This is a genomic window from Nocardioides sp. T2.26MG-1 (genome assembly GCF_950101795.1).
Taxonomy (GTDB): domain Bacteria; phylum Actinomycetota; class Actinomycetes; order Propionibacteriales; family Nocardioidaceae; genus Nocardioides.
The window spans coordinates 88958-108597 of sequence record NZ_CATNLZ010000023.1 but is presented as its reverse complement, the minus strand read 5'-3'; the positions used below and the strand labels follow the sequence as shown (position 1 = coordinate 108597).

Sequence of the window (19640 nt, the reverse complement as noted above, 5' to 3'; positions counted from 1 at the left end):
GGCGGGTCGTCGTCATTTCGACCAATCCGATCCCGCACCTGGTCCGAACTACTCACATCTCGGCCGCAGACCAGAACCGCAGAGCTCGCCCCACCACCACGAACTCGAAGCGAAAGGCACCACCATGAAGAACCGCTCCCTCCGCCGCTCCTCCGGCCTCGCCGCCCTCGCGCTCGTCGCCACGTTCGGCCTCGCGGCCTGCGGCGGCTCCGACGACAGCAACGACGCCTCGGCCGAGCCCACCACCGCCTCGAGCGCTCCGTCCGACATGGGGTCCGACTCCGGGTCGGACGCCGGCACCGAGCCGATGGACGCCAGCGCCGGCACCTTCGGCGCGGGCTGCTCGGCGATCCCGGACTCCGGCGCGGGCTCGTTCAACGGCATGGCCACCGAGCCGGTCGCCACCGCGGCCAGCGCCAACCCGCTGCTGAAGACGCTGGTCACCGCGGTCGGCGAGGCCGGTCTGGTCGACACCCTCAACTCCGCCGAGGGCATCACGGTCTTCGCCCCCACCGACGACGCGTTCGGCAAGATCCCGCCGAAGGACCTCAAGGGCGTGCTCGCCGACAAGGACCTGCTCACCAAGGTGCTGACCTACCACGTGGTCGCCGGCCAGCTCACCCCGGCGGACCTGGCGGGCACCCACGAGACCCTCGAAGGTGAGAAGGTCGTCGTCAAGGGCTCGGGCGAGGACTTCACGGTCGGCGCCGCCGACGCCAAGGTCCTCTGCGGCAACATCCCCACGGCCAACGCCACGGTCTACGTCATCGACTCCGTCCTGATGCCCTGATCTCCCTCGAGACCAGACGTCACCAGGACCCGAGGAGCAAGGATCCATCCGTGGACCACATCCGCCCCGTCGGCGCCGGCGCCCCCTCCCCCGAGGAGGGGGCGCCCGGTGCCGGTCCCGAGCCGTCCGACCTCGCCGAGCTGCTGCGGCTCTCGGCCCGCGGCGACGAGCAGGCGTTCGCGCGCCTGTACGACGCCACCGCCGCGCGGGTCTTCGGGCTCGCGGTGCGGGTGGTGCGTGACCCGGCCCAGGCCGAGGAGGTCACCCAGGAGGCGTTCCTGGAGATCTGGCGCACCGCGTCCCGCTTCGCCCCCGACAAGGGCAGCCCGCTCGGCTGGCTGCTGACGATCACCCACCGCAAGGCGGTCGACCGGGTGCGGTCGGCGGAGGCGGCGACCCGCCGCGACGCGACGTACCACGAGCAGAACCAGCCGGTCGAGCACGACTCGACCGCCGAGGCCGCGCACGCGTCTCTCGAAGCCCACCGGGTCCGCGGCGCGCTCGCGGCCCTCACCGAGGTGCAGCGCGAGGCCGTCGGCCTCGCGTACCTCGGTGGCTACACACACACGGAGGTGGCGACCATGCTCGACCTACCGGTCGGCACCGCCAAGACCCGCATCCGGGACGGACTGATCCGGCTGCGTGACGCGATGGGAGTGGGCTCATGAGCTCCGATTACCCGGGCAACCCCGGCTACGACGTGCACGCGCTCTCCGGCGCGTACGCCGTCGACGCCCTCGACGACCTCGAGCGCGCCGCGTTCGAGCGGCACCTGGCCGAGTGCCCGGAGTGCCGGGCCGAGGTCGCGTCGCTCCGTGAGGCCGCCGGCACGCTCGCCGAGACCACCGCCGTCGAGCCGCCCGCCGCGTTGCGCGATCGCGTGCTCGCCGGCATCGCCACGACCCGGCCGCTGCCGCCCGAGGCACCCGCCCCGGTCTCGCTCGCGTCCCGCCGGCCCCGGCGCCGGGTCAACCTGCTGGTCGCCGCGGCCGCCGCGGTCCTCGCCGTCGGCGGGGGCGCGGTGCTCTGGCAGCAGCCCTGGCAGGAGTCGAGCCAGGCTCCCTCGGCCGTCGAGGCCGTGCTCTCGGCCGCCGACGCCAAGCGCAGCTCGCTCGACTTCGACGGCGGCGCCAGGGCGACGCTCGTCCACTCCGACAGCGTCGGGCGGGCCGTGCTCGTCACCGAGAAGATGCCGCCGCCCCCGCCGGGCAAGGTCTACCAGGTCTGGCTCGACCAGCCCGGCAAGGGCATGGTCTCCGCCGGTCTGATGCCCGTGCGCGAGGACCAGCGGGTGCTGCTCGCCGGCGACGCGGCGACGGCCACCGCGGCCGGGATCACCGTCGAGCCCGAGGGCGGCTCGGACAAGCCGACCAGCGACCCGATCGCGCTGTTCGACTTCGGCAGGAAGGCATGAGCCGCCGGCACGTCGCGGTCGTCGGGTCCGGGGTCGCCGGGCTGACCGCGGCGTACGTCGCCTCCCGCACCGCGCGGGTCACCCTGCTCGAGGCCGACGACCGGCTCGGCGGGCACGCCGACACCCACCTGGTCGAGGACGCGACGGCCGGGCCGCTGGCGATCGACACCGGCTTCATCGTGCACAACGAGCGGACCTACCCGACGCTGCTGCGGCTCTTCGGCGAGCTCGGCGTCGCCACGCAGGAGTCCGAGATGTCGATGTCGGTGCGCGACGACGCCACCGGCCTGGAGTACGCCGGCGCGCTCGGTCCCCGGGGGCTGTTCCCGGGCGGCCGGAACCTGACCAGCCCGGCGTACCTGCGGATGCTCGCTGAGGTGCCGCGCTTCCACCGGCGGGCCCGGGCGCTGCTCGCGGGCGAGGGCGACGACCGCACCCTGCGGGAGTTCCTCGAGGCCGGCGGGTTCACGGCGTACTTCACGCGGCACTTCATGGAGCCGCTGGTCGCGGCCGTGTGGTCGTGCGACCCGGAGGTGGCGCTGGAGTACCCCGCCCGCTACCTGTTCGCGTTCCTCTCCCACCACGGGATGCTCAGCGTCACCGGCTCGCCGCAGTGGCGCACGGTGACCGGCGGCTCGCACGAGTACGTCCGCCAGGTCGCGGCCGTGGTCGACGAGGTCCGCACGGGCACCAAGGTCACCTCGGTGGCCGAGAGCCCGGACGGCGTCGAGGTGACCGACGGCAACGGCGTGGTGACGACGTACGACGCCGTCGTGATCGCCACCCACCCCGGCCACGCGCTGGCGATGCTCGCCGACCCGACGCCGGCGCAGCGGGAGGTGCTCGGCGCGATCACCTACTCCCCCAACGTGGCGCTGCTGCACACCGACACCTCGCTGCTGCCCGACGCCGAGGCGGCACGGGCGTCGTGGAACTTCCGCCGGCCTGTCGGGGAGCGCGGCCACGTCACGGTCACCTACGACCTCACGCGGCTGCAGCGGCTGCCCACGCAGACGCACTACCTGGTGACCCTGGGTGGCGAGGACCTCGTCGACCCGGCGACCGTGATCGCCCGGATGGAGTACGAGCACCCGCTGTACACGCCCGCGTCCGTCGCGGCCCAGCGCCGGCTCTCCGAGCTCGACAGCGACCGGGTCGCGTTCGCGGGCGCCTACCACGGGTGGGGGTTCCACGAGGACGGCGCACGCTCGGGACTGGCCGCCGCCGAGCGGCTGGGGTTCGAGTGGATCCATCCAGAGGGTGGTGGTTTCGAGGCTCAGGCGCCAGGGCGCCTTCGCACCTCAAACACCGCCACGGTGGTCGAGGTGCGAGGCGCGCCAGCGACGACCGACACGGGGGTTGAGGTGCGAGGCGCGCCAGCGCCGAGCCTCGAAACCACCACCGGCGTCTACGCCACCACCATCACCCACGTCCGGCGCCAGCCGTTCCGGCGGTCCTTCAGGAACCGGTCGCACACCTGGCTCGTCGACCTGGACGCGCTGCCCGACCACGGGCTGCTCGGGCGCTTCGAGGGCCGCGACCACCTCGGCGACCCGGACCGCTCGATCAGGGAGAACCTCGCGGCCTTCCTGGCCCGGCACGACGTCGAGCTCGGCACCGGCCGGGTGCTGATGGCCGCGCACCCACGGGCGTTCGGCCACTGCTTCAACCCGATCAGCGTGTTCTGGGTGACGCCGGAGCACGGCGACCCGTGCACGGTCGTCGAGGTGCACAACACCTACGGCGACCGGCACGCCTACCTCGTCCGCCCCGACGAGCGCGGCCGCGCCACGACGCCCAAGCAGATGTACGTCTCGCCGTTCCACGGCACCGACGGCAGCTACGACCTGCTGGTGCCGGTGCCCGGCGAGCGGCTTACGGTCAGCGTCACGTTGAACACCGAGGACGGCGCGCGCTTCAGCGCCTCGCTCACCGGCACCCGCTCGACCCACGGCCCGTGGCGGGCCGCACCCGCGGCGCTCAGGGGCGCCGCACTGATCCGCGCCCACGGCATCGCGCTGTGGCTGCGCCGACTGCCGGTCCGACCGCGACCGGCCCACCACCAGGAGGGAGTCCGGTGACCATCACGTCCACCCGATCCACCTCCGGCCGTTGGCCGGGGCTGGACGCCGCACCCACCGGCCTCCGCACGGAAGTCTCGTCCCGCGTCGCGCGCCGCCTGTTCACCCACGCCGTCGACGCGCTCGACGTCACCGTCCACGTCGGCGAGGAGACCCTCGGCCGCGGCGGGCCGGCGATGACCGTGCACCGGCCCGACGAGCTCTTCGCGCGGCTGGGCCGCGAGGGCCTGATCGGCTTCGGCGAGGCCTACCTGACCGGCGCGTGGACCGCCGAGGACCTCACCGGCTTCCTCACCGTGCTGGCCGCGAACGTGGGCGACCTGATCCCGCAGCGCCTGCAGCGGGCGCGGTCGCTGGTGCAGCGGCGTACGCCGCGCGCGCACCGCACCACCCAGGACCGCACCCGCGAGCTGATCGCCCACCACTACGACCTGTCCAACGACCTGTTCGGGCTGTTCCTCGACGAGTCGCTGAGCTACTCCTCCGCGCTGTTCGACGGCGACCTCGACGAGGCGCTGCTCCCGGCCCAGCACCGCAAGATCGACCGCCTGCTCGACCGGGCCGGCGTCCGCGCGGGCACCCGGGTGCTGGAGATCGGCACCGGCTGGGGCGAGCTCGCGATCCGCGCCGCGGCGCGCGGCGCGACCGTCCACACGGTCACGCTGTCCTCGGAGCAGCTCGCGCTCGCGGAGCGCCGGGCGGCCGAGGCCGGGCTGGCGGACCGGGTGAGCATCGAGCTGTGCGACTACCGCGAGGTGCGCGGCGAGTACGACGCCGTGCTGTCGGTGGAGATGGTCGAGGCGGTCGGCCACGAGTACTGGCCGACGTACTTCCGCACGATCGACCGGCTGCTGGCGCCCGGCGGGCGGGCCGCGATCCAGGCGATCCTGATGCCGCACGACCGGATGCTTGCCACCCGCGGCAGCTACACCTGGATCAACAAGTACATCTTCCCCGGCGGGTTCCTGCCGTCGGCGCAGGTCATCGACGAGGTCACCGAGCGGCACACGTCGCTGCGGGTCACCGACCGGCTGGCGTTCGGCGGCGACTACGCCGAGACGCTGCGCCGGTGGGACGAGACGTTCCTGGCGGCCGAGGACGACGTCCGCCGGCTGGGCTTCGACGAGACGTTCGTGCGGATGTGGCACTTCTACCTGTGCTACTCCCGCGCCGGCTTCGCCTCGGGCTACCTCGACGTGCAGCAGCTGACCCTGGAGCGGCCCGCGTCCGTCATGATCACACCATGACCGACCTGCTGCTCGTCGCCGGTCTCTCGCTGCTCGCGGCCGCCGCCGTGATGACCGCGACGGCGTACGTCGCCGCGCGGGTCGGCCGGGTCTCGGTCGTCGACGTGGGCTGGGGGCTCGCCCTGATCGCGGTCGCGCTCGTGTGCGCGGTCGTGTCCGGCACCGGACAGTCCTGGCTGCTGGCCGCGCTGGTCACCACCTGGGGCGGCCGGCTGTCCTGGCACATCTTCGTGAAGTCGCGCGGCCACGGCGAGGACCCGCGCTACGAGGCGATGCTCGGCGGCACCCTCCAGCAGGTGGGCATGGGCCGGGCCGTCCGCAAGGTGTTCGGGCTCCAGGGCGCCGCCGTCTGGTTGGTGTCGCTGCCGCTGCAGACCGCCGCGGTCGCGGGCCTCGAGTGGACGTGGCCGGTCTGGGCCGGCCTCGTGCTCTGGCTGGTCGGGGTGCTCTTCGAGTCCGTCGGCGACGCCCAGCTCGCGGCGTACAAGCGCGACCCCGACCGCGGCCCGGTGATGGACCGCGGGCTGTGGTCGTGGACCCGGCACCCCAACTACTTCGGCGACTGCTGCGTGTGGTGGGGGCTGTGGCTCGCCGGCGGGCTCGCCTCCGGGTGGGTCGCCGGGCTGGCGTCGCTGCTCGCGCCGGTCGCGATGACGATCTGGCTGGTGTGGATCACCGGCGCGCGGCTGCTGGAGAAGACCATGATGAAGCGGCCCGGCTACCCCGAGTACGCCGCCCGCACGTCGATGTTCGTGCCGCTGCCGCCCAAGCGCGGCTGACGACTACGGCTCGCCGGCCTCGCGCTCGCGGTCGCGCCGGCGCTGGGCCTCGTAGGCCTTGCGCTGTGCCTCGGCCCGCTCGCGGACCTGGCGCAGGAACGCGTCGTCCCGCTCGGGGTCGACGGCGGCGGCCCGACCCGGCCGGTCGTACTCCGGGAAGTGCGGCGTCTCCCGCTCGTACGGCGAGCGGCGGCTCACCCCGTTGTCGGGGCGGCCGGCGACGAGCCAGGCGATCGACCCGACGAACGGGAAGAACAGGATCAGCAGGATCCACGCCACCTTGGGCAGGTTGCGGATCCGGTCCGACGGGGCGCCGATCGCGTCCACCAGGCAGAAGACCCACAGCGCGAACGCCGCCACACCGAGAAGCAGCTCGACCTTGATCACGCCCGCGAGTCTCGCCCAGGACGGGCTCCCGCGTCACCTGTTTCGCGACGCGGGTTCGGTGGTTGACTGGCCAGGTGGCGCCCGACCGGGTCGACAAGGCGTTCGCGGCGGTGCCGCGGGAGTGGTTCCTGCCGCCGCGCGAGCGCCGGCGCGCCGCCTACGACGGGCCGATCGAGATCGGTCACGGGCAGACCAACTCCCAGCCGCGGACGGTCGCGAACATGCTGCGCCTGCTGGAGGTCCGGCCCGGCGACCGGGTGCTCGACGTCGGCTCGGGCTCGGGCTGGACGACCGGCCTGCTGGCCGAGCTGACCGGGCCCACGGGCGAGGTGCTCGGCGTCGAGCTCGAGCCCGAGCTGGTGACGTTCGGCCGCGCCAACCTCGCCCACGGTGGGTGGTCGTGGGCGCGGATCGAGCAGGCCACGCCCGAGGTGTACGGCGACCCCGCGCACGCGCCGTACGACCGGATCCTGGTGTCGGCGCAGGCCGATGCCCTGCCCGCCGGGCTGGTCGAGCAGCTCGCGCCGGCCGGCCGGATGGTGATCCCGGTGGGCGGCGAGATGCTGCTGGTGGTCGCTCAGGGCGGCGGCCCGCCGGTGGTCACCCGGCACGGCTGGTACCGGTTCGTCCCGCTGCGCTGACGGCTCGTTCACCCGGTGTTGCCCCGGGTTGCCTAGCCTGGCGACGTGACCGACGCCCCCGCCGAGCTGCTGCGACTCGCCTCCGCCGACAACCTCCGCGACGTCGCCGGCGACGACCCGGGCTACCCGACCCGCGACGGACGGCACGTGCGGCGCGGCGCGTACTACCGGTCCAACGAGCTGCAGCTGACCCAGGAGGACGCCAGATCCCTTGCGGGACTGAGGATCCAGGTGATCCACGACCTGCGCGGCGGGCCCGAGATCGAGGCGCACCCCGACGTCGAGGTCGCGGGCGCGGCGTGGCGGCACGCCGAGGTGGCCGGCATCCCGATGGAGACGGTCGCGACGCTGGCCGACGTCGAGGCGGCGCACCGGGTGATGCACGAGGTGTACGTCGCGTTCGTGCGCTCGCCCGCCGCGCGCTCGTCGTACGCCGCCCTGCTCACCGAGCTCGCCACCGGCGGGCTGCCGCAGCTGTTCCACTGCACGGCCGGCAAGGACCGCACCGGCTGGGCGGCCGCGCTGCTGCTCGAGCTCGCCGGCGTCGACCACGACACGATCGTCGCGGACTACCTGCTGACCAACGAGGTCTCGTCGGCGACCCGGGAGAAGTACCTCGCGCTGGTCGCCGAGCACCTGGGGTCCGACAAGGTGGCGGTCTACGAGCCGACGATGGTCGTCGAGGCGTCGTACCTGCAGGCGGCCTACGACGCGGCCGCGGCGGACTACGGGTCGGTCGACGGCTACCTCCGCGACGGCCTCGGGCTCGGCGACGACGTGCTCGCCGAACTCCGCGCACGACTGGTGGTCTGAGCGCCACACTGGGGCGCGTGAACCGCCCGCCGTACGCCGTCCGCGAGGCCGGCGCCGTCTGTCTCGTGCTCGTCGTCGGCCTGATGCTGCTCGCGCCCCACTACGGCCCGCACCGCGACGAGCTCTACTTCGTCGAGGCCGGCAAGCACCTGGCCTGGGGCTACCCCGACCAGCCGGCGTTCACGCCGTTCCTCGCCCGCCTCACCGACCTGGTGGCGCCGTCGAGCGTCACCGTGCTCCGGATCCCGTCGGTGCTCGCAATGGTCGGCGTCGTGCTGCTGTCGGTGCAGGCGGCCCGGCTGCTCGGCGCGGCCCGCGCCGGGCAGGCGCTGACCGCGGTGGCCGTCGGCCTCTCCACGATCGTGCCGGGGCTCGGCCACCTGCTGTCGACCGCGACGTTCGACATGCTGTTCTGGACCGCGGTGCTCGTCGTGGTGGGACAGGCGCTGGTCGACGACCGCCCGCGGCTCTGGCTGCTCGCCGGCGCGGTCGCCGGCGTGGGCCTCAACAACAAGCACGCGGTCGCGTTCTGCCTGCTCGGCGTGCTGGTCGGCGTCGCGCTCGTGCGCGAGACACGGCCGGCGCTGGGCACGCGCTGGCCGTGGCTCGGGGGCCTGCTCGCGCTGGCGATGTGGGTGCCGAACCTGGGGTGGCAGGCCCAGCACGACTGGCCGGTCTTCGCCCTGTCGGCCGACATTGCCGACGAGTACGGCGGGGTCGGCGGACGGATCACGATGGTGCTCGAGGCGCTGGTGATCTTCAGCCCGTTGATCGGTGCGGTGTGGGTGCTGGGGCTGGTTCAGCTGCTCCGCCGCCCGGACTGGGTGCGGGCCCGTCCGCTGGCGGTCGCGTTCCTCGTCGTGCTCGCCGTCTTCCTCGTCACGGGCGGCAAGGGCTACTACCTCGCCGGTGCGATCCCTCCGCTGATCGCCGCCGGGTGCACCCACCTGGCCGCCACCCGGTCCTCGCGGGCCGTCGTCCGGGCCGGTGCGTGGATGGTCGCGTCGGCGGCCGTCGCCTACCCCGCGGTGCTGCCGGTCCTCCCGGCCTCGACGTTCGGCGGCTCGTTCTACGCCGACGTCAACGACGTCCAGCTCGAGACCATCGGCTGGGAGGAGTACACCGACCAGGTCCGCGCGGTCGTCGACGCGCTCCCACCCGACGAGCGCCGTACGGCCGTGGTCTTCACCGGCAACTACGGCGAGGCGGGGTCGCTGAGCTGGTACGGCGTCGGTGTCCCCGTCTACTCCGGCCACAACGGCTACCGGGAGTGGGGCCCGCCGCCGGCGTCCGCCGCCCCCGTCATCGTCGTCGGGTGGCGCGACCCGACCGCGGACTTCGACGGGTGCACCCGGGCGGCGACGCTCGACAACGACGCCGACGCGCCCAACGAGGAGCAGGGGCTGCCGGTCTGGCGGTGCTCGTCCGTGCGCGGGTCGTGGACGGAACGGTGGGGAGAACTGTCGCACTACGACGCCTGAGGACGGGGCGCGGTCAGCGACCCACGGCGTCCGCGGCGAAGAGCAGGTAGACCGCGGCGGTCCAGGTGTAGGCGCGGTCGCGCAGACCCTCGCCGGTCACCGCGTCGAAGTTCTCGGCGAACCCCGACTGCTCGCACAGCCGCCGGAACCGCTCGTTGACGGTGTCGGCGAGGTCGGCGTACCCGCAGGCGCGCAGGCCGTCCTCGACGAGCGCCGTCGACGGCGCCCAGATCGGACCGCGCCAGTAGCCGTCGCTCTCATAGTGGGCCGAGGTCACCGGCTCGGTGGCCGGGCCGTACGCCGTGAGGTGCTCCACGAGCCGCTCGGCGAGCGCGTCGCGGACCTGCTGCGGGAGCCGGTCGCCCAGCACCAGGGGCAGCAGGTTGAGCAGGCTCGAGTCCGTGCTCGGCGTACCCGAGGTGGCACCGACCGCCACGAAGGACTCCCCGGTCCAGAGCTGACCCAGCAGGGCGTCGAGGAGCTGGTCGCGCGCGCGCTTCCAGTCGTCAGCCGGCCGCCCGAGCTCGTCGGCGAGGTCGGCGAGCACCTCCAGCTGGATGGCCAGGAAGCCGGCCAGGTCGGGCGCCTCGACGACCCGGTCGAGGTCGAACGTCGTGGCGTTGTCCCAGCCGGAGTCGTTGCCGTGCTGGTAATAGGGCAGCTCGTGCCCCGGCCGCCGGCGGCGGTCGAGCCAGAACCGCGACCAGCGCGCGAGGTGGTCGTAGATGTCGGTCAGCTCGGCCGTGGTGAGCGGGCGGGCGAGCGTGGCCCGGAGCCGGCGCAGCGTCCACCCGTGGATCGGCGGCTTGACGTAGTTGTAGAGCACCTCGGAGTGTGTGACCGAGTCCGGCAGGGCGCCGGTCTCGTCCTGGTGGTCGAACGGCGCCCGGAACTGGTCGAGCGCCAGGTCCGGCAGCCCCCCGGCGAGCGCGAGGGCGTTGAAGCAGTGGTCCCAGCTCCACAGCTTGTCCATCCAGTGCATCGACATCAGCACCGACTCGCGCCGCAGGAAGCCCTCGGGCGCGACGGTCGCGGACCAGAGGACGTACGCCGCGAGCCCCGCGGCCGGCACCGTGTCGCTCGGCCACGGGGCGACGGCCTCGACGTACTCCTCGAAGGCGCCGCGCGCCACGGCCACCACGTCGTCGAAGGACCTGTCCGACGAGTACGGCGGGGCGGCCGCGGTCGTCTCCTGCACGACGATCTCCCACGGCCGGCCGTCGGCGCCGGCGACCACGGCTCGGTCGGCGCGCCCGAGGGCCTGGTCGCCCTCGCGGTGCAGGTCGCCGGTGAGCGCCGTGACGCGGTAGCGCCGCCCGGTCTCGTAGGAGGTGAAGACGAGCGCGTCGTCGACGGGGTCCTCGAAGAGGTAGGTGCCGGTGAACGGCGTCAGCGCGGACGACGCGTCGCTCAGCCGGAGCCCGAGCCCGGCGCCACGGATCCGCACGGCCGAGATGCCGTCGAAGGCCGCCGTCACCTCTGCGCCGTCGGTCGCGCGCCAGGTGAGGGCGGCGGGTGTGGCGCGCCACGCGGTGTCCACCGCCGCTCTGCCCAGCACCGGCTGCAGCGCGAGGACCGCGTGCATGCCGTTCTTGTGCGACACCAGGTGGATCTCGTCGGCCTGCGTGTGCAGGGCGACGACCGGCGAGAGGTCGAGCCAGGAGCCCCGGATGGAGAAGGGGATCTGGCGGACGTCGAACGAGACGGGGGCGGTCATGGGGTCCTTCGGTGTCGGTGGTGGGGTCAGTCCTTGACCGCGCCGGCCGTGAGTCCGGCCGAGATGTAGCGTTGGGCGACGACGAGCAGGAGCGCAGTGGGGATCGAGGCCAGGACGGCGGTCGCCATCAGCTCGCCCCACTGCTGGTTCTGGGAGCCGATGTAGTCGTAGAGCCCCATCGTGATCGGTCGGAGCCTGCCGCCGTCGCGGTTGAGGGTCGACGCGAACAGGAAGTCCGACCAGGCCCACAGGAACGCGAACAGCGCCACGGTGACGGCGGAGTTGCGCGAGATCGGCAGCACGATCGAGACGAACGTCCGCCAGTGCGAGGCGCCGTCGATGTGCGCGGCCTCGAGCATCTCCCGGGGGATGCCGCTCATGAACGCCGAGAACAGCATCACGCCGAACGGCACGGCGATGGTGGAGTCGGCGAGGATCAGGCCGGGCAGCGTGTTGAGCACGCCGAGGTCGTTGTAGACGCTGTAGAAGCCGAGCGCCATCACCACGGCGGGGATCATCTGGGCGACGATCAGCAGGAAGCCGATCAGCCTGCGCCCCGGCACCCGCAGCTTGGAGAGCGCGTAGCCGGCCGGTGCCGCGACCGCCAGCGTGAGCAGCACGGTGCCCAGGCCGACCACGAGGCTGGTGCGGAGGTAGGGCAGCTGGTCGCCGAGCACCACCCGGTAGTGCTCGAACGTGAACGCGCGGGGGTAGAGCTCGGCGTCCCGGATCGCGCCGCGGTCGGTGAGCGAGACGTTCACCATCCAGTAGAGCGGGAAGAGCATGACCGCGGTCAGCAGCACGCCCAGCGCGGTCTTCCACGGGGCCCGCTGCACGCTGCGTAGCCGGGACATGTCACACCTCCTGGCGCCGCTGGACGGCGAGGTAGACGAAGCCCATGACCAGCGCGACCAGCAGCAGGATCGAGCCGACCACCGAGGCCTCGGAGTACTTGATGACCGCCGACGAGCCCTTGCCGAACGCCATCGAGTACGCCCAGGTCGCGAGCGTCTGGGACTTGCCGGTCCCGGTCGTCATGATCCAGATGATGTCGACGACCTTGAGTGTGTAGACGAAGCCCAGCAGCAGCGTGACCGCGGTGACCGGCTTGAGGAGCGGGAACGTGATGTGCCGGAACTGCCGCCACCGGCTGGCCCCGTCGATCGACGCGGCCTCGTAGAGCTCCGTCGGGATGTTCTGCAGCCCGGAGTAGAGGATCACCAGGTTGAACGGGATGCCGAGCCAGATGTTGGCGATGATCACCGCCCACAGCGAGTTGTCGCTGTTGAGCCACCACACCGGGTCGACGCCGAAGACGCCGATCAGCCGGTTGATCACCCCGGAGTCGGCGTCCATCATCCACTGCCACGTGGTCGCCGAGACGATGATCGGCAGCAGCCACGGCACGAGGAACAGCCCCCGCAGGACCGCCGAGAGGCGGAAGCTGCGCTCGAAGAACACCGCCAGCGCCAGCCCGATGGTGTACTGGAAGACCAGCGACACCACCACGAAGGTGAGGGTCTGCACCACCGTCGGCCAGAACTGCGCAGAGTCCAGGACCTCGCGGTAGACCCCGCTGCCGGCGTACGGCGCATCCCCGGTGACGTACGTCGCCCGCGTGAAGCGGTGCAGGCTCATCGAGACGTTCTCGTAGAGCGGGTAGGCGTAGAACGCGCCGAGGTAGACCGCCAACGGGGCGACGAAGCCGATGCCGGCGAGCGTGCCCGGCTTGAGCCTCGGCAGGCGTCGTCGGGTCACGGTCGTCGCCCGCTCCCCGGGCTCGGTCCACGTCGTCGTGGTCGGCCTCTGCTCTGTCACGTTGTCCACGTTCACACCTCCGGGCACGCGCTGCTGGGCTCGGACGACCGCGGGTGGTGACGGCCGCCTCCGTGGCCGCCACCACCGCACGATCGCTAGCCGACCTGCTGCGCGGCCTGCTCGAAGGCCTTCCGGACGGCGTCGGCGTCGCCGGCCGCGTTCAGCGCGGCCTGCTCCGCCTCGGAGACGGCACCGGAGGTGGCGGTGTAGTCGGGCCCGAGGTCGGTGGTGCGGCCCTCGGCGCTCGTGATCGCGTCGGCCCACGGCGCCCAGATCGGGTCGGAGTCGATCTGCTGCTGGCGCTCGTCGCCGTTCGCCGCGAAGTAGCCGAGCTGGTCGTCGGTCGTGACCTGGTTGCCCTGGCCGACCAGGCAGGTGATGACCTGCTGGGCAGCGTCGTAGTGCGCGGCGGCGTTGTCCTGGTGGACCGGAGCGACCGCGAACTCACCGCCGGTCGGCACCGGCGCAGGGCCGCCGTCCTTTGACGGGATCGGGATCATCACGGCCTTGAAGTCGAGCTCGGAGGCGGCCTTGGCGAACCAGGAGCCGTTCTCCGCGAACGCGTAGTCGCCGGTCAGGAACAGGTCCCAGGAGGCCGACTGGTTGTCGGTGATCGCCGACTTGGGGGCGTAGCCCTTGCCGATCCAGTCCGAGAGCAGCTGGCCCGCCTCGACCGCGGCGTCCGAGCCCGGGTCCTCGAGGTCGGCACCGGCACCCCAGAACCACGGCAGGAACTGGAAGGTGCCCTCCTCACCGGAGATCCCGGAGAACGTGATGCCCTTCGCGCCGGCGGCGGTGACCTTCTCCAACGCGGCGTCGAGGCCGTCCCAGGAGGTGACGCTGGCCGGGTCGACGCCGGCCTGCTTGAGGATGTCGTCGTTGTAGTAGAGCCCGAGGGTGTTGGCGCCGATGGGGACGCCGTACGTCGTGCCGTCGACGGTGCCCGGCCCGGCCAGGTTGGCGTCCGGGCCTTCGGTGTCGATGCCCGCGTCGTCCGCGGTCGCGAGGAGGCCCGACACGGCCGCGTCCGGCACCGCCGGGTTGTCGAGGAGGACGACGTCGGGGGCGTTGTCCTCCTTCACCGCGGTGGTGAGCTCGTTGAGGATGTCGCCGTTGGGGATCGCCGTGCGCTTGAGGGTCATGCCGTCCGGAGCGCACGCGGCGACGTAGTCGGCCCAGTCCGAGCCGTCCTCGTACTGGGGGTAGGGATCCCAGTAGGTCACGGTGGTGAGAGCGTCGCCCCCACTGCTCTGGTCGGTGCCGTCGGAGTCCGACCCACCGCATGCCGCGAGGCCGCCGGCCGCGATGACGGCGACCGCCGCCAGCGCCCACCGTCGGGTGCCCATCATCTTCATGTTGATCTCCTAGTCACGCCGGGCCTCGACGGCCTGGCACTGCGAAGCGGACCCGAGCAGCGTGCGGCGCCCTGGGAACGACTGCCGCCCCGGTGGCGGACGTCACAACTACACGACGAGCCCATTGTTAGCGCGCCCATGGGGTCGTGTCAATCGATTCGATTCGATTGTTTCCGTCCGGTGACCATGACGCTCCGCTCCGCCTAAAATGTCCACATCCGAGTGCGATCCCGTCGTCCTCATCGGCCGGTCCTGGCGGCACTCGCTTGCCGATCCGTACTTCGAATGCAACACTGGGTCGAATCGGTTCGACGTCCTGTTGTGCGCCTGCCGGTAGCGTCGTGCCGGCGCGCTGATCGACTGGAAACACGGAAAGGGACTCGAGTGGCCACCATCGAGGACGTCGCAAAGGCCGCGGGGGTCTCCCGCAGCACGGTCTCCTACGCCCTGTCGGGCAAGCGGTCGATCTCGCCCGAGACCCGGCAGCGCATCGATGCCGCGATCAAGATCCTGAAGTACACGCCGAACGCCGGCGCCCGCGCCCTCCGCACCTCGCAGACCTCGGTCCTCGGGCTGCTCGTGCAGTTCCACGACGACGAGTTCGCCCCAGCGATGCTGCAGTACATCCTGCCGATCGCCGACACGGCCCGCTCCCTCGGCTACGACATCTTGATGATGACCGAGGCCGACGGCGCCGAGGCGCTGACGCGCACCACCGAGTCCGGCATGGTCGACGGCCTGGTCCTGCTCGACGTCACCGACGACGACCCCCGTCTCGACGCGCTGCGCGCGGCCCGTCAGCCCAGCGTGCTGGTCGGGCTTCCCGGCAACACCCGCGGGCTCGACGTCGTCGACCTCGACTTCGAGGGGGCCGCCCGCACCCTGGTCGACCACCTCCACGAGCTCGGCCACCGCGAGCTGATCCTGGTGACACCGCCGCAGCACGTCTACGACCGCGGCGGCGCCTACTCCTGGCGCTTCCGCGATGCCGCCGCGCAGCGCGCCGCCGCCCTCGGGATCGGGCTCGCGGTCCACTGCGGCGAGTCGCAGCAGCCGGCGATCAACCAGTCCTGGCACGACTTCCTGGACGGCTCCCCCGGGGCGACGGGGCTGATCGTCCACAACGACGCGTCGGTCGCCGCACTCCCCCACGTCCTGCACCAGCGCGGCATCCGCGTCCCCGACGACCTGTCGGTCGTCAGCCTCTACTCCCAGGACTTCGCCCGCTGGTTCTCGCTGCCGTACACCTTCGTGGACTCCTCGCCCAGCATGCTCGGCCAGCTGGCCGTCGAGCAGCTCGCCCGTCGCATCCAGGCGTCGGACCACGCCGGCCCGCACGGCACCCGGCTGCTGTCCGCCGATCTCGTCGACCGCGACAGCACCCGCGAGGTCTGAGGGTGTCGGGAAACGCCCGTAGTCGGACAGGATGAACTGCCCGGCGGGTGGGGCGTCTCAGCGTGACTCCGGCCCTCGCGGGCGGGTTCTTCCGGTTCGGCTACGCCACCAGCACCGGTCCGGGGTCACCGGGAGAGCGCGGACAAGACTGACGGAGTCCGCAGTCGCTGACGTCGAGGCGGCGGCCCCCACTGTGTGGGGCAGCGACTGGAACCACGCGCCGTCCTCGCGGTGGTCGACCGGCACGGCCTCCAGGTGCCGACCGCACCACCGCCGCACCAGATCGACGGCTTGCTGAGCATCGACCACATCGCCGCGCCGACCACGTGGCAGGTGCGCGCGGCAGAACGCCATCGCGCGATCTCCAACCACGACGCCTACGTCATCGAGGACGAGACCCCCACCGACGAGCAGCGGCCGCCCTACTCCGTGCCCTTCCCGTCGTCCTCGTCCACCACCGGCATCGCCACCGTCGGCCCCTCGAACGTCACCTCGACGTTCTGGAACCCCTTGTGGCGCTGGGCGAGCGCGTAGCCGGCGTACGCCCGCTTGTCGGCCTCGGTGAGGTCGACCTTGTCGGTGAACGGCGTGAGCAGGGCGCGCGGCCAGAGGTGGCGGGTGATGACGACGTTGACCTCGATGCCGAGGACGCCCATGACGGCAGCGATGTAGAGGATGCCGATCAGACCGAGGACGAGCCCGAAGGTCTTATTCATGCTGTTGGTCTCGGTGAGGACCTTGGTGACGTAGAGCGCGCCGATGTACTGCAGCGTCTGCCAGAGGATCGCGACCGTGAAGGCTCCGGGCAGCGCGGAGCGGAAGTCGTGACTGCGGGCGGTGCCGAACTGGAAGAGCACGGCGAGCACCGCGGTGATGATCAGGATGGTGCCGATCACGATCGGCCAGCGATAGCTGCTGATCGTGCCGCCCAGCACCTCGGTGGTGCTGCCGAGCGCGGAGAGGATGGAGAACACCAGTAGTGCTACGCCGGCGGTGAGCAGCAGTCCGAGGCTCTTGAGCCGCAGCAGCAGCGGGTTGGGGCGGCTGTTGCGCGGCACCGACCAGGCGATGTTGAGCGCGTTCTGCAGCGCCTGGCCCAGGCCGAGCGAGCCGTACAGCGCGACCAGGCCACCGATGACGACACCGGCGGTCGAGCCGCGCAGGCCCTCGGGTCGGCCCAGCTGGTCGCCGATGATCGGGAACTGGCTGAGCGCGGTGTCGAGCAGGTCGGACTCCAGGCCGGGGTTGTTCTGGAGCACGAAGCCGAGGATCGACGTACCGAGCAGCAGCAGCGGGAAGATCGCCACGAACGCGTAGTAGGTGATGATCGCCGCGAGGTAGTTGCCCTGGTCGTCGAAGAACTTGTAGATCACGGCCAGGGGTATGGCGACCGGCGGGAAGCGACGCTGCCCGCGGTCGACGGCGTCGATTGCCCTGCCCACCTGCCCACGGTACCGGCGGGGGTGCCGGAGAGCGTGGTTTACGCGTGACGCGGGGCCGGGTCGGGGAGGGTGGGCATCTCGAGCCCCAGATGCCGCCCGACCTGGGCGGCACGCGTCACCGCGGCGGAGCCGAACCGGTCCCGGACCTGGTCGAGCGCGACGTCGAGCCGGTCGCCGCGCGACTCCTCGACGAACAGCGGCAGCTCCAGCTGCTCCCAGACCCCGGGACCGGCCGCCTCCAGCCCGGAGATGGTGATGCCGAGCAGCGTGCAGCCACGCTCCTCGATCAGCGGCCATGCGACGTCGAGGAGCCGCCGCCCGGTCTCGAGCCAGGTGGCGGTGGCGGCCGTCGACCGCGGCAGCGTCGCGGAGCGGGTCGCGCGGGTGTAGTCGTCGAAGCGCAGCCGCAGCGTGAAGGTCCGGCCGATCCGCTCGCCGCCGCGCAGCCGCCGGGCGACCCGGTCGACGAGCGCGGCGAGGCGCACGTCGAGCTCCTCGCGGGTACGCCGGCGTCCGGCCCGGCCCAGGGCCGACTGCGACCCGATCGAGCGCCGGCGCCGGCCGACCTCGACCGGACGCGGGTCGCGCAGGTTGGCCAGCGCCCACAGGTGCCGGCCGGCGGCCTTGCCGACCGCGACCGTGAGCTCGAGCTCCTCGCGCTCGGCGAGCTGGCCGATGGTGCGGATGCCGTCGGCGTGGAGCTTGGCGGCCGTGATCGCGCCGACGCCCCAGAGCCGCTCGACCGGCAGTGGATGCAGGAACTCGCGCTCGCCGTCGGGCGGCACCAGCAGCAATCCGTCGGGCTTGCTCACCGCGCTCGCGACCTTGGCGAGGTACTTGGTGCGGGCGATGCCGACCGAGATCGGCAGCCCGACCTCCTCGCGCACCCGCTCGCGCAGCGCGGCGCCGATCGTCTCGGGCGACCCGACCAGCCGGCGCAGCCCGCCGACGTCGAGGAACGCCTCGTCGATCGAGATGCCCTCCACCAGGGGCGTGGTGTCCTCGAAGATCTCGAACACCCGCCGGCTCGCCTCGACGTACGCCGAGAACCGCGGCGGCACCACCAGCGCATCGGGACACAGTCGCGAGGCCTGCCGCCCGCCCATCGCCGAGCGCACGCCGTAGGCCTTGGCCTCGTAGCTCGCGGCCAGCACCACCCCACCGCCGACGATCACCGGACGGCCCCGCAGCCGCGGGTCGTCGCGCTGCTCGACGGAGGCGAAGAACGAGTCGAGGTCGGCGTGCAGGATGCTCGCCTCCGGCCTGCTCGCGATCCTGCCCACCCTGACAGTATCGAACAGTTGTTCGAGCGTGTCGAGCGGACCTACCTCAGGCCACGGGGGCTCAGGCCACCAGCGCGGTGATCGTCACGATCACCGGCACCGACGCGATCGTGCTGACGAAGATCGCGTCCCGCGCCAGCAGGACGGACCGGTCGTAGCGCGAGGCGATGATGAAGATGTTCTGCGCGGTCGGCAGCGCGGAGAGCACGGTGACCGCCAGCAGCGCGTTGCCGTCGAGGCCGAGCGCGAAGCGGCCCAGCGCGTACGCCGCGGCCGGCTGCACCACCATCTTCAGCGCCACGGCGAGCGCGAGATCGGGCATCGGGACCCCACGGCCCGGCAGCGGGCCGAGCCGCAGCGAGACGCCGTACGCGAGCAGCATCGCGGGCACCGCCATCCCGCCGATCAGCGTCAGCGGGTCCTGCAGGGCCGACGGGAGCTCGACGTCGGTGACCGCGAGCAGCAGCCCGAGCGCGGACCCGATCGTGAGCGGGTTCTTCACCGGGCGCAGCAGCGCCGCCGGGACCGAGAGCCCGCCCCCGTCCGCACCGGAGCTGGCGTCGACGTCGAGCAGGGTGAGGGCGAGCGGCTGCAGCACCAGCAGCTGCATCAGCAGCACCGGCGCGACCAGGGCGGCGTCGCCCAGCACGTAGGCCGCGATCGGCAGGCCGAGGTTGCCGGCGTTCTGGTACGACGAGCAGAGCGTCGCGACCACCGTGTCCCCGAGCCGGCGCCGGCGCGCGAGGCTGATCAGGACGCTCGGCACCGCGCTCGCGAGGACGGCGCCGGCCGTCGCGATCAGGTTCTCGGAGAACACCGCACCGACGTCGCTGTCCTGGAGCACGGTGAGCAGCAGCGCCGGGCTGGCCACGAAGAACGCCAGGGTCGAGAGCGTCCGCTGGCCGGCCTCGTCGATCACGCCGAGGTGGGCGAGCAGGGTGCCGAGCGCGATCAGCGCGACGATCGTCGCGAACCCGTCGAAGACCGCCACCACGCC

The 19640-nt window shown here is 72.4% G+C and carries 18 protein-coding genes; 10 read left to right on the top strand and 8 right to left on the bottom strand.

Annotated elements, in window-relative coordinates; genetic code table 11:
* Positions 1–124 precede the first annotated feature (124 nt).
* The 6 genes from QQZ14_RS13310 to QQZ14_RS13285 are packed head-to-tail and all read left to right on the top strand — an operon-like array spanning position 125 to position 6311.
* Positions 125–790 (top strand): fasciclin domain-containing protein, encoded by a 666-nt coding sequence (locus QQZ14_RS13310; protein WP_284534806.1) that lies wholly within the window; start codon positions 125–127, stop codon positions 788–790.
* A 50-nt stretch (positions 791–840) separates the two neighbouring features.
* Positions 841–1458 (top strand): ECF RNA polymerase sigma factor SigK, encoded by a 618-nt coding sequence (gene sigK / locus QQZ14_RS13305; RefSeq protein WP_284534805.1) that lies wholly within the window; start codon positions 841–843, stop codon positions 1456–1458.
* On the top strand, positions 1455–2204 hold the full coding sequence (locus QQZ14_RS13300; RefSeq protein ID WP_284534804.1) for an anti-sigma factor: 750 nt from the start codon (positions 1455–1457) through the stop codon (positions 2202–2204). Before sigK ends, QQZ14_RS13300 begins: the two co-directional genes overlap by 4 nt.
* Positions 2201–4285, top strand: coding sequence for an FAD-dependent oxidoreductase (locus QQZ14_RS13295; RefSeq protein ID WP_284534803.1), 2085 nt, complete (start codon positions 2201–2203; stop codon positions 4283–4285). The genes QQZ14_RS13300 and QQZ14_RS13295 overlap by 4 nt, the downstream gene beginning before the upstream one ends.
* Positions 4282–5532, top strand: coding sequence for an SAM-dependent methyltransferase (locus tag QQZ14_RS13290; RefSeq protein ID WP_284534802.1), 1251 nt, complete (start codon positions 4282–4284; stop codon positions 5530–5532). The genes QQZ14_RS13295 and QQZ14_RS13290 overlap by 4 nt, the downstream gene beginning before the upstream one ends.
* Complete coding sequence (locus QQZ14_RS13285) at positions 5529–6311, top strand: DUF1295 domain-containing protein (protein ID WP_284534801.1); 783 nt, start codon at positions 5529–5531, stop codon at positions 6309–6311. The genes QQZ14_RS13290 and QQZ14_RS13285 overlap by 4 nt, the downstream gene beginning before the upstream one ends.
* Positions 6312–6314: 3 nt before the next feature.
* On the opposite strand, the gene QQZ14_RS13280 is transcribed toward QQZ14_RS13285, so the two are convergent.
* Complete coding sequence (locus tag QQZ14_RS13280) at positions 6315–6698, bottom strand: PLDc N-terminal domain-containing protein (protein WP_284534800.1); 384 nt, start codon at positions 6696–6698, stop codon at positions 6315–6317.
* 74 nt (positions 6699–6772) lie between these two features.
* Between QQZ14_RS13280 and QQZ14_RS13275 the strand changes: the two genes are divergently transcribed.
* The 3 genes from QQZ14_RS13275 to QQZ14_RS13265 are packed head-to-tail and all read left to right on the top strand — an operon-like array spanning position 6773 to position 9633.
* Positions 6773–7339 carry a protein-L-isoaspartate O-methyltransferase family protein gene (locus QQZ14_RS13275; protein WP_284534799.1) on the top strand — a complete coding sequence of 189 codons (567 nt, stop codon included), beginning with the start codon at positions 6773–6775 and terminating at the stop codon, positions 7337–7339.
* 45 nt (positions 7340–7384) lie between these two features.
* Complete coding sequence (locus QQZ14_RS13270) at positions 7385–8152, top strand: tyrosine-protein phosphatase (RefSeq protein WP_284534798.1); 768 nt, start codon at positions 7385–7387, stop codon at positions 8150–8152.
* Between the two features lie 17 nt (positions 8153–8169).
* Positions 8170–9633, top strand: a complete 1464-nt coding sequence (locus QQZ14_RS13265) for an ArnT family glycosyltransferase (RefSeq protein WP_284534797.1) — start codon at positions 8170–8172, stop codon at positions 9631–9633.
* Positions 9634–9646: 13 nt separating this feature from the next.
* Here QQZ14_RS13265 and QQZ14_RS13260 read toward each other — a convergent pair whose 3' ends face one another.
* The 4 genes from QQZ14_RS13260 to QQZ14_RS13245 all read right to left on the bottom strand — a co-directional run bounded on the left by QQZ14_RS13260 (position 9647) and on the right by QQZ14_RS13245 (position 14523).
* Positions 9647–11350, bottom strand: a complete 1704-nt coding sequence (locus QQZ14_RS13260; protein ID WP_284534796.1) for an amylo-alpha-1,6-glucosidase — start codon at positions 11348–11350, stop codon at positions 9647–9649.
* Positions 11351–11376: 26 nt separating this feature from the next.
* Positions 11377–12204, bottom strand: a complete 828-nt coding sequence (locus tag QQZ14_RS13255) for a carbohydrate ABC transporter permease (protein ID WP_284534795.1) — start codon at positions 12202–12204, stop codon at positions 11377–11379.
* Position 12205: 1 nt separating this feature from the next.
* On the bottom strand, positions 12206–13177 hold the full coding sequence (locus QQZ14_RS13250; RefSeq protein ID WP_284534794.1) for a carbohydrate ABC transporter permease: 972 nt from the start codon (positions 13175–13177) through the stop codon (positions 12206–12208).
* A gap of 86 nt (positions 13178–13263) precedes the next feature.
* Positions 13264–14523 carry a sugar ABC transporter substrate-binding protein gene (locus tag QQZ14_RS13245; RefSeq protein ID WP_284534793.1) on the bottom strand — a complete coding sequence of 420 codons (1260 nt, stop codon included), beginning with the start codon at positions 14521–14523 and terminating at the stop codon, positions 13264–13266.
* Between the two features lie 384 nt (positions 14524–14907).
* Here QQZ14_RS13245 and QQZ14_RS13240 point away from each other — a divergent pair, with 384 nt between their 5' ends.
* The gene (locus QQZ14_RS13240; protein ID WP_284534792.1) at positions 14908–15918 is read left to right on the top strand and encodes a LacI family DNA-binding transcriptional regulator; all 1011 of its coding nucleotides are present in this window, start codon (positions 14908–14910) and stop codon (positions 15916–15918) included.
* A 422-nt stretch (positions 15919–16340) separates the two neighbouring features.
* On the opposite strand, the gene QQZ14_RS13235 is transcribed toward QQZ14_RS13240, so the two are convergent.
* From QQZ14_RS13235 to QQZ14_RS13225, 3 genes are all read right to left on the bottom strand, one after another.
* On the bottom strand, positions 16341–17360 hold the full coding sequence (locus tag QQZ14_RS13235) for a YihY/virulence factor BrkB family protein (RefSeq protein WP_284534791.1): 1020 nt from the start codon (positions 17358–17360) through the stop codon (positions 16341–16343).
* A 38-nt stretch (positions 17361–17398) separates the two neighbouring features.
* Positions 17399–18643, bottom strand: a complete 1245-nt coding sequence (dinB, locus tag QQZ14_RS13230) for a DNA polymerase IV (protein ID WP_342395237.1) — start codon at positions 18641–18643, stop codon at positions 17399–17401.
* A gap of 61 nt (positions 18644–18704) precedes the next feature.
* Positions 18705–19637 carry an AEC family transporter gene (locus QQZ14_RS13225; RefSeq protein ID WP_284534790.1) on the bottom strand — a complete coding sequence of 311 codons (933 nt, stop codon included), beginning with the start codon at positions 19635–19637 and terminating at the stop codon, positions 18705–18707.
* Positions 19638–19640 lie beyond the last annotated feature (3 nt).

What these genes read in the sequence shown, in the direction of transcription:
- QQZ14_RS13260 (WP_284534796.1), bottom strand. Translation starts at nt 11,350, where the DNA reads ATGACCGCCCCCGTCTCGTTCGACGTCCGCCAGATCCCCTTCTCCATC.
- QQZ14_RS13310 (WP_284534806.1), top strand. Translation starts at nt 125, where the DNA reads ATGAAGAACCGCTCCCTCCGCCGCTCCTCCGGCCTCGCCGCCCTCGCG.
- QQZ14_RS13285 (WP_284534801.1), top strand. Translation starts at nt 5,529, where the DNA reads ATGACCGACCTGCTGCTCGTCGCCGGTCTCTCGCTGCTCGCGGCCGCC.
- QQZ14_RS13295 (WP_284534803.1), top strand. Translation starts at nt 2,201, where the DNA reads ATGAGCCGCCGGCACGTCGCGGTCGTCGGGTCCGGGGTCGCCGGGCTG.
- QQZ14_RS13300 (WP_284534804.1), top strand. Translation starts at nt 1,455, where the DNA reads ATGAGCTCCGATTACCCGGGCAACCCCGGCTACGACGTGCACGCGCTC.
- QQZ14_RS13245 (WP_284534793.1), bottom strand. Translation starts at nt 14,523, where the DNA reads ATGAAGATGATGGGCACCCGACGGTGGGCGCTGGCGGCGGTCGCCGTC.
- QQZ14_RS13255 (WP_284534795.1), bottom strand. Translation starts at nt 12,204, where the DNA reads ATGTCCCGGCTACGCAGCGTGCAGCGGGCCCCGTGGAAGACCGCGCTG.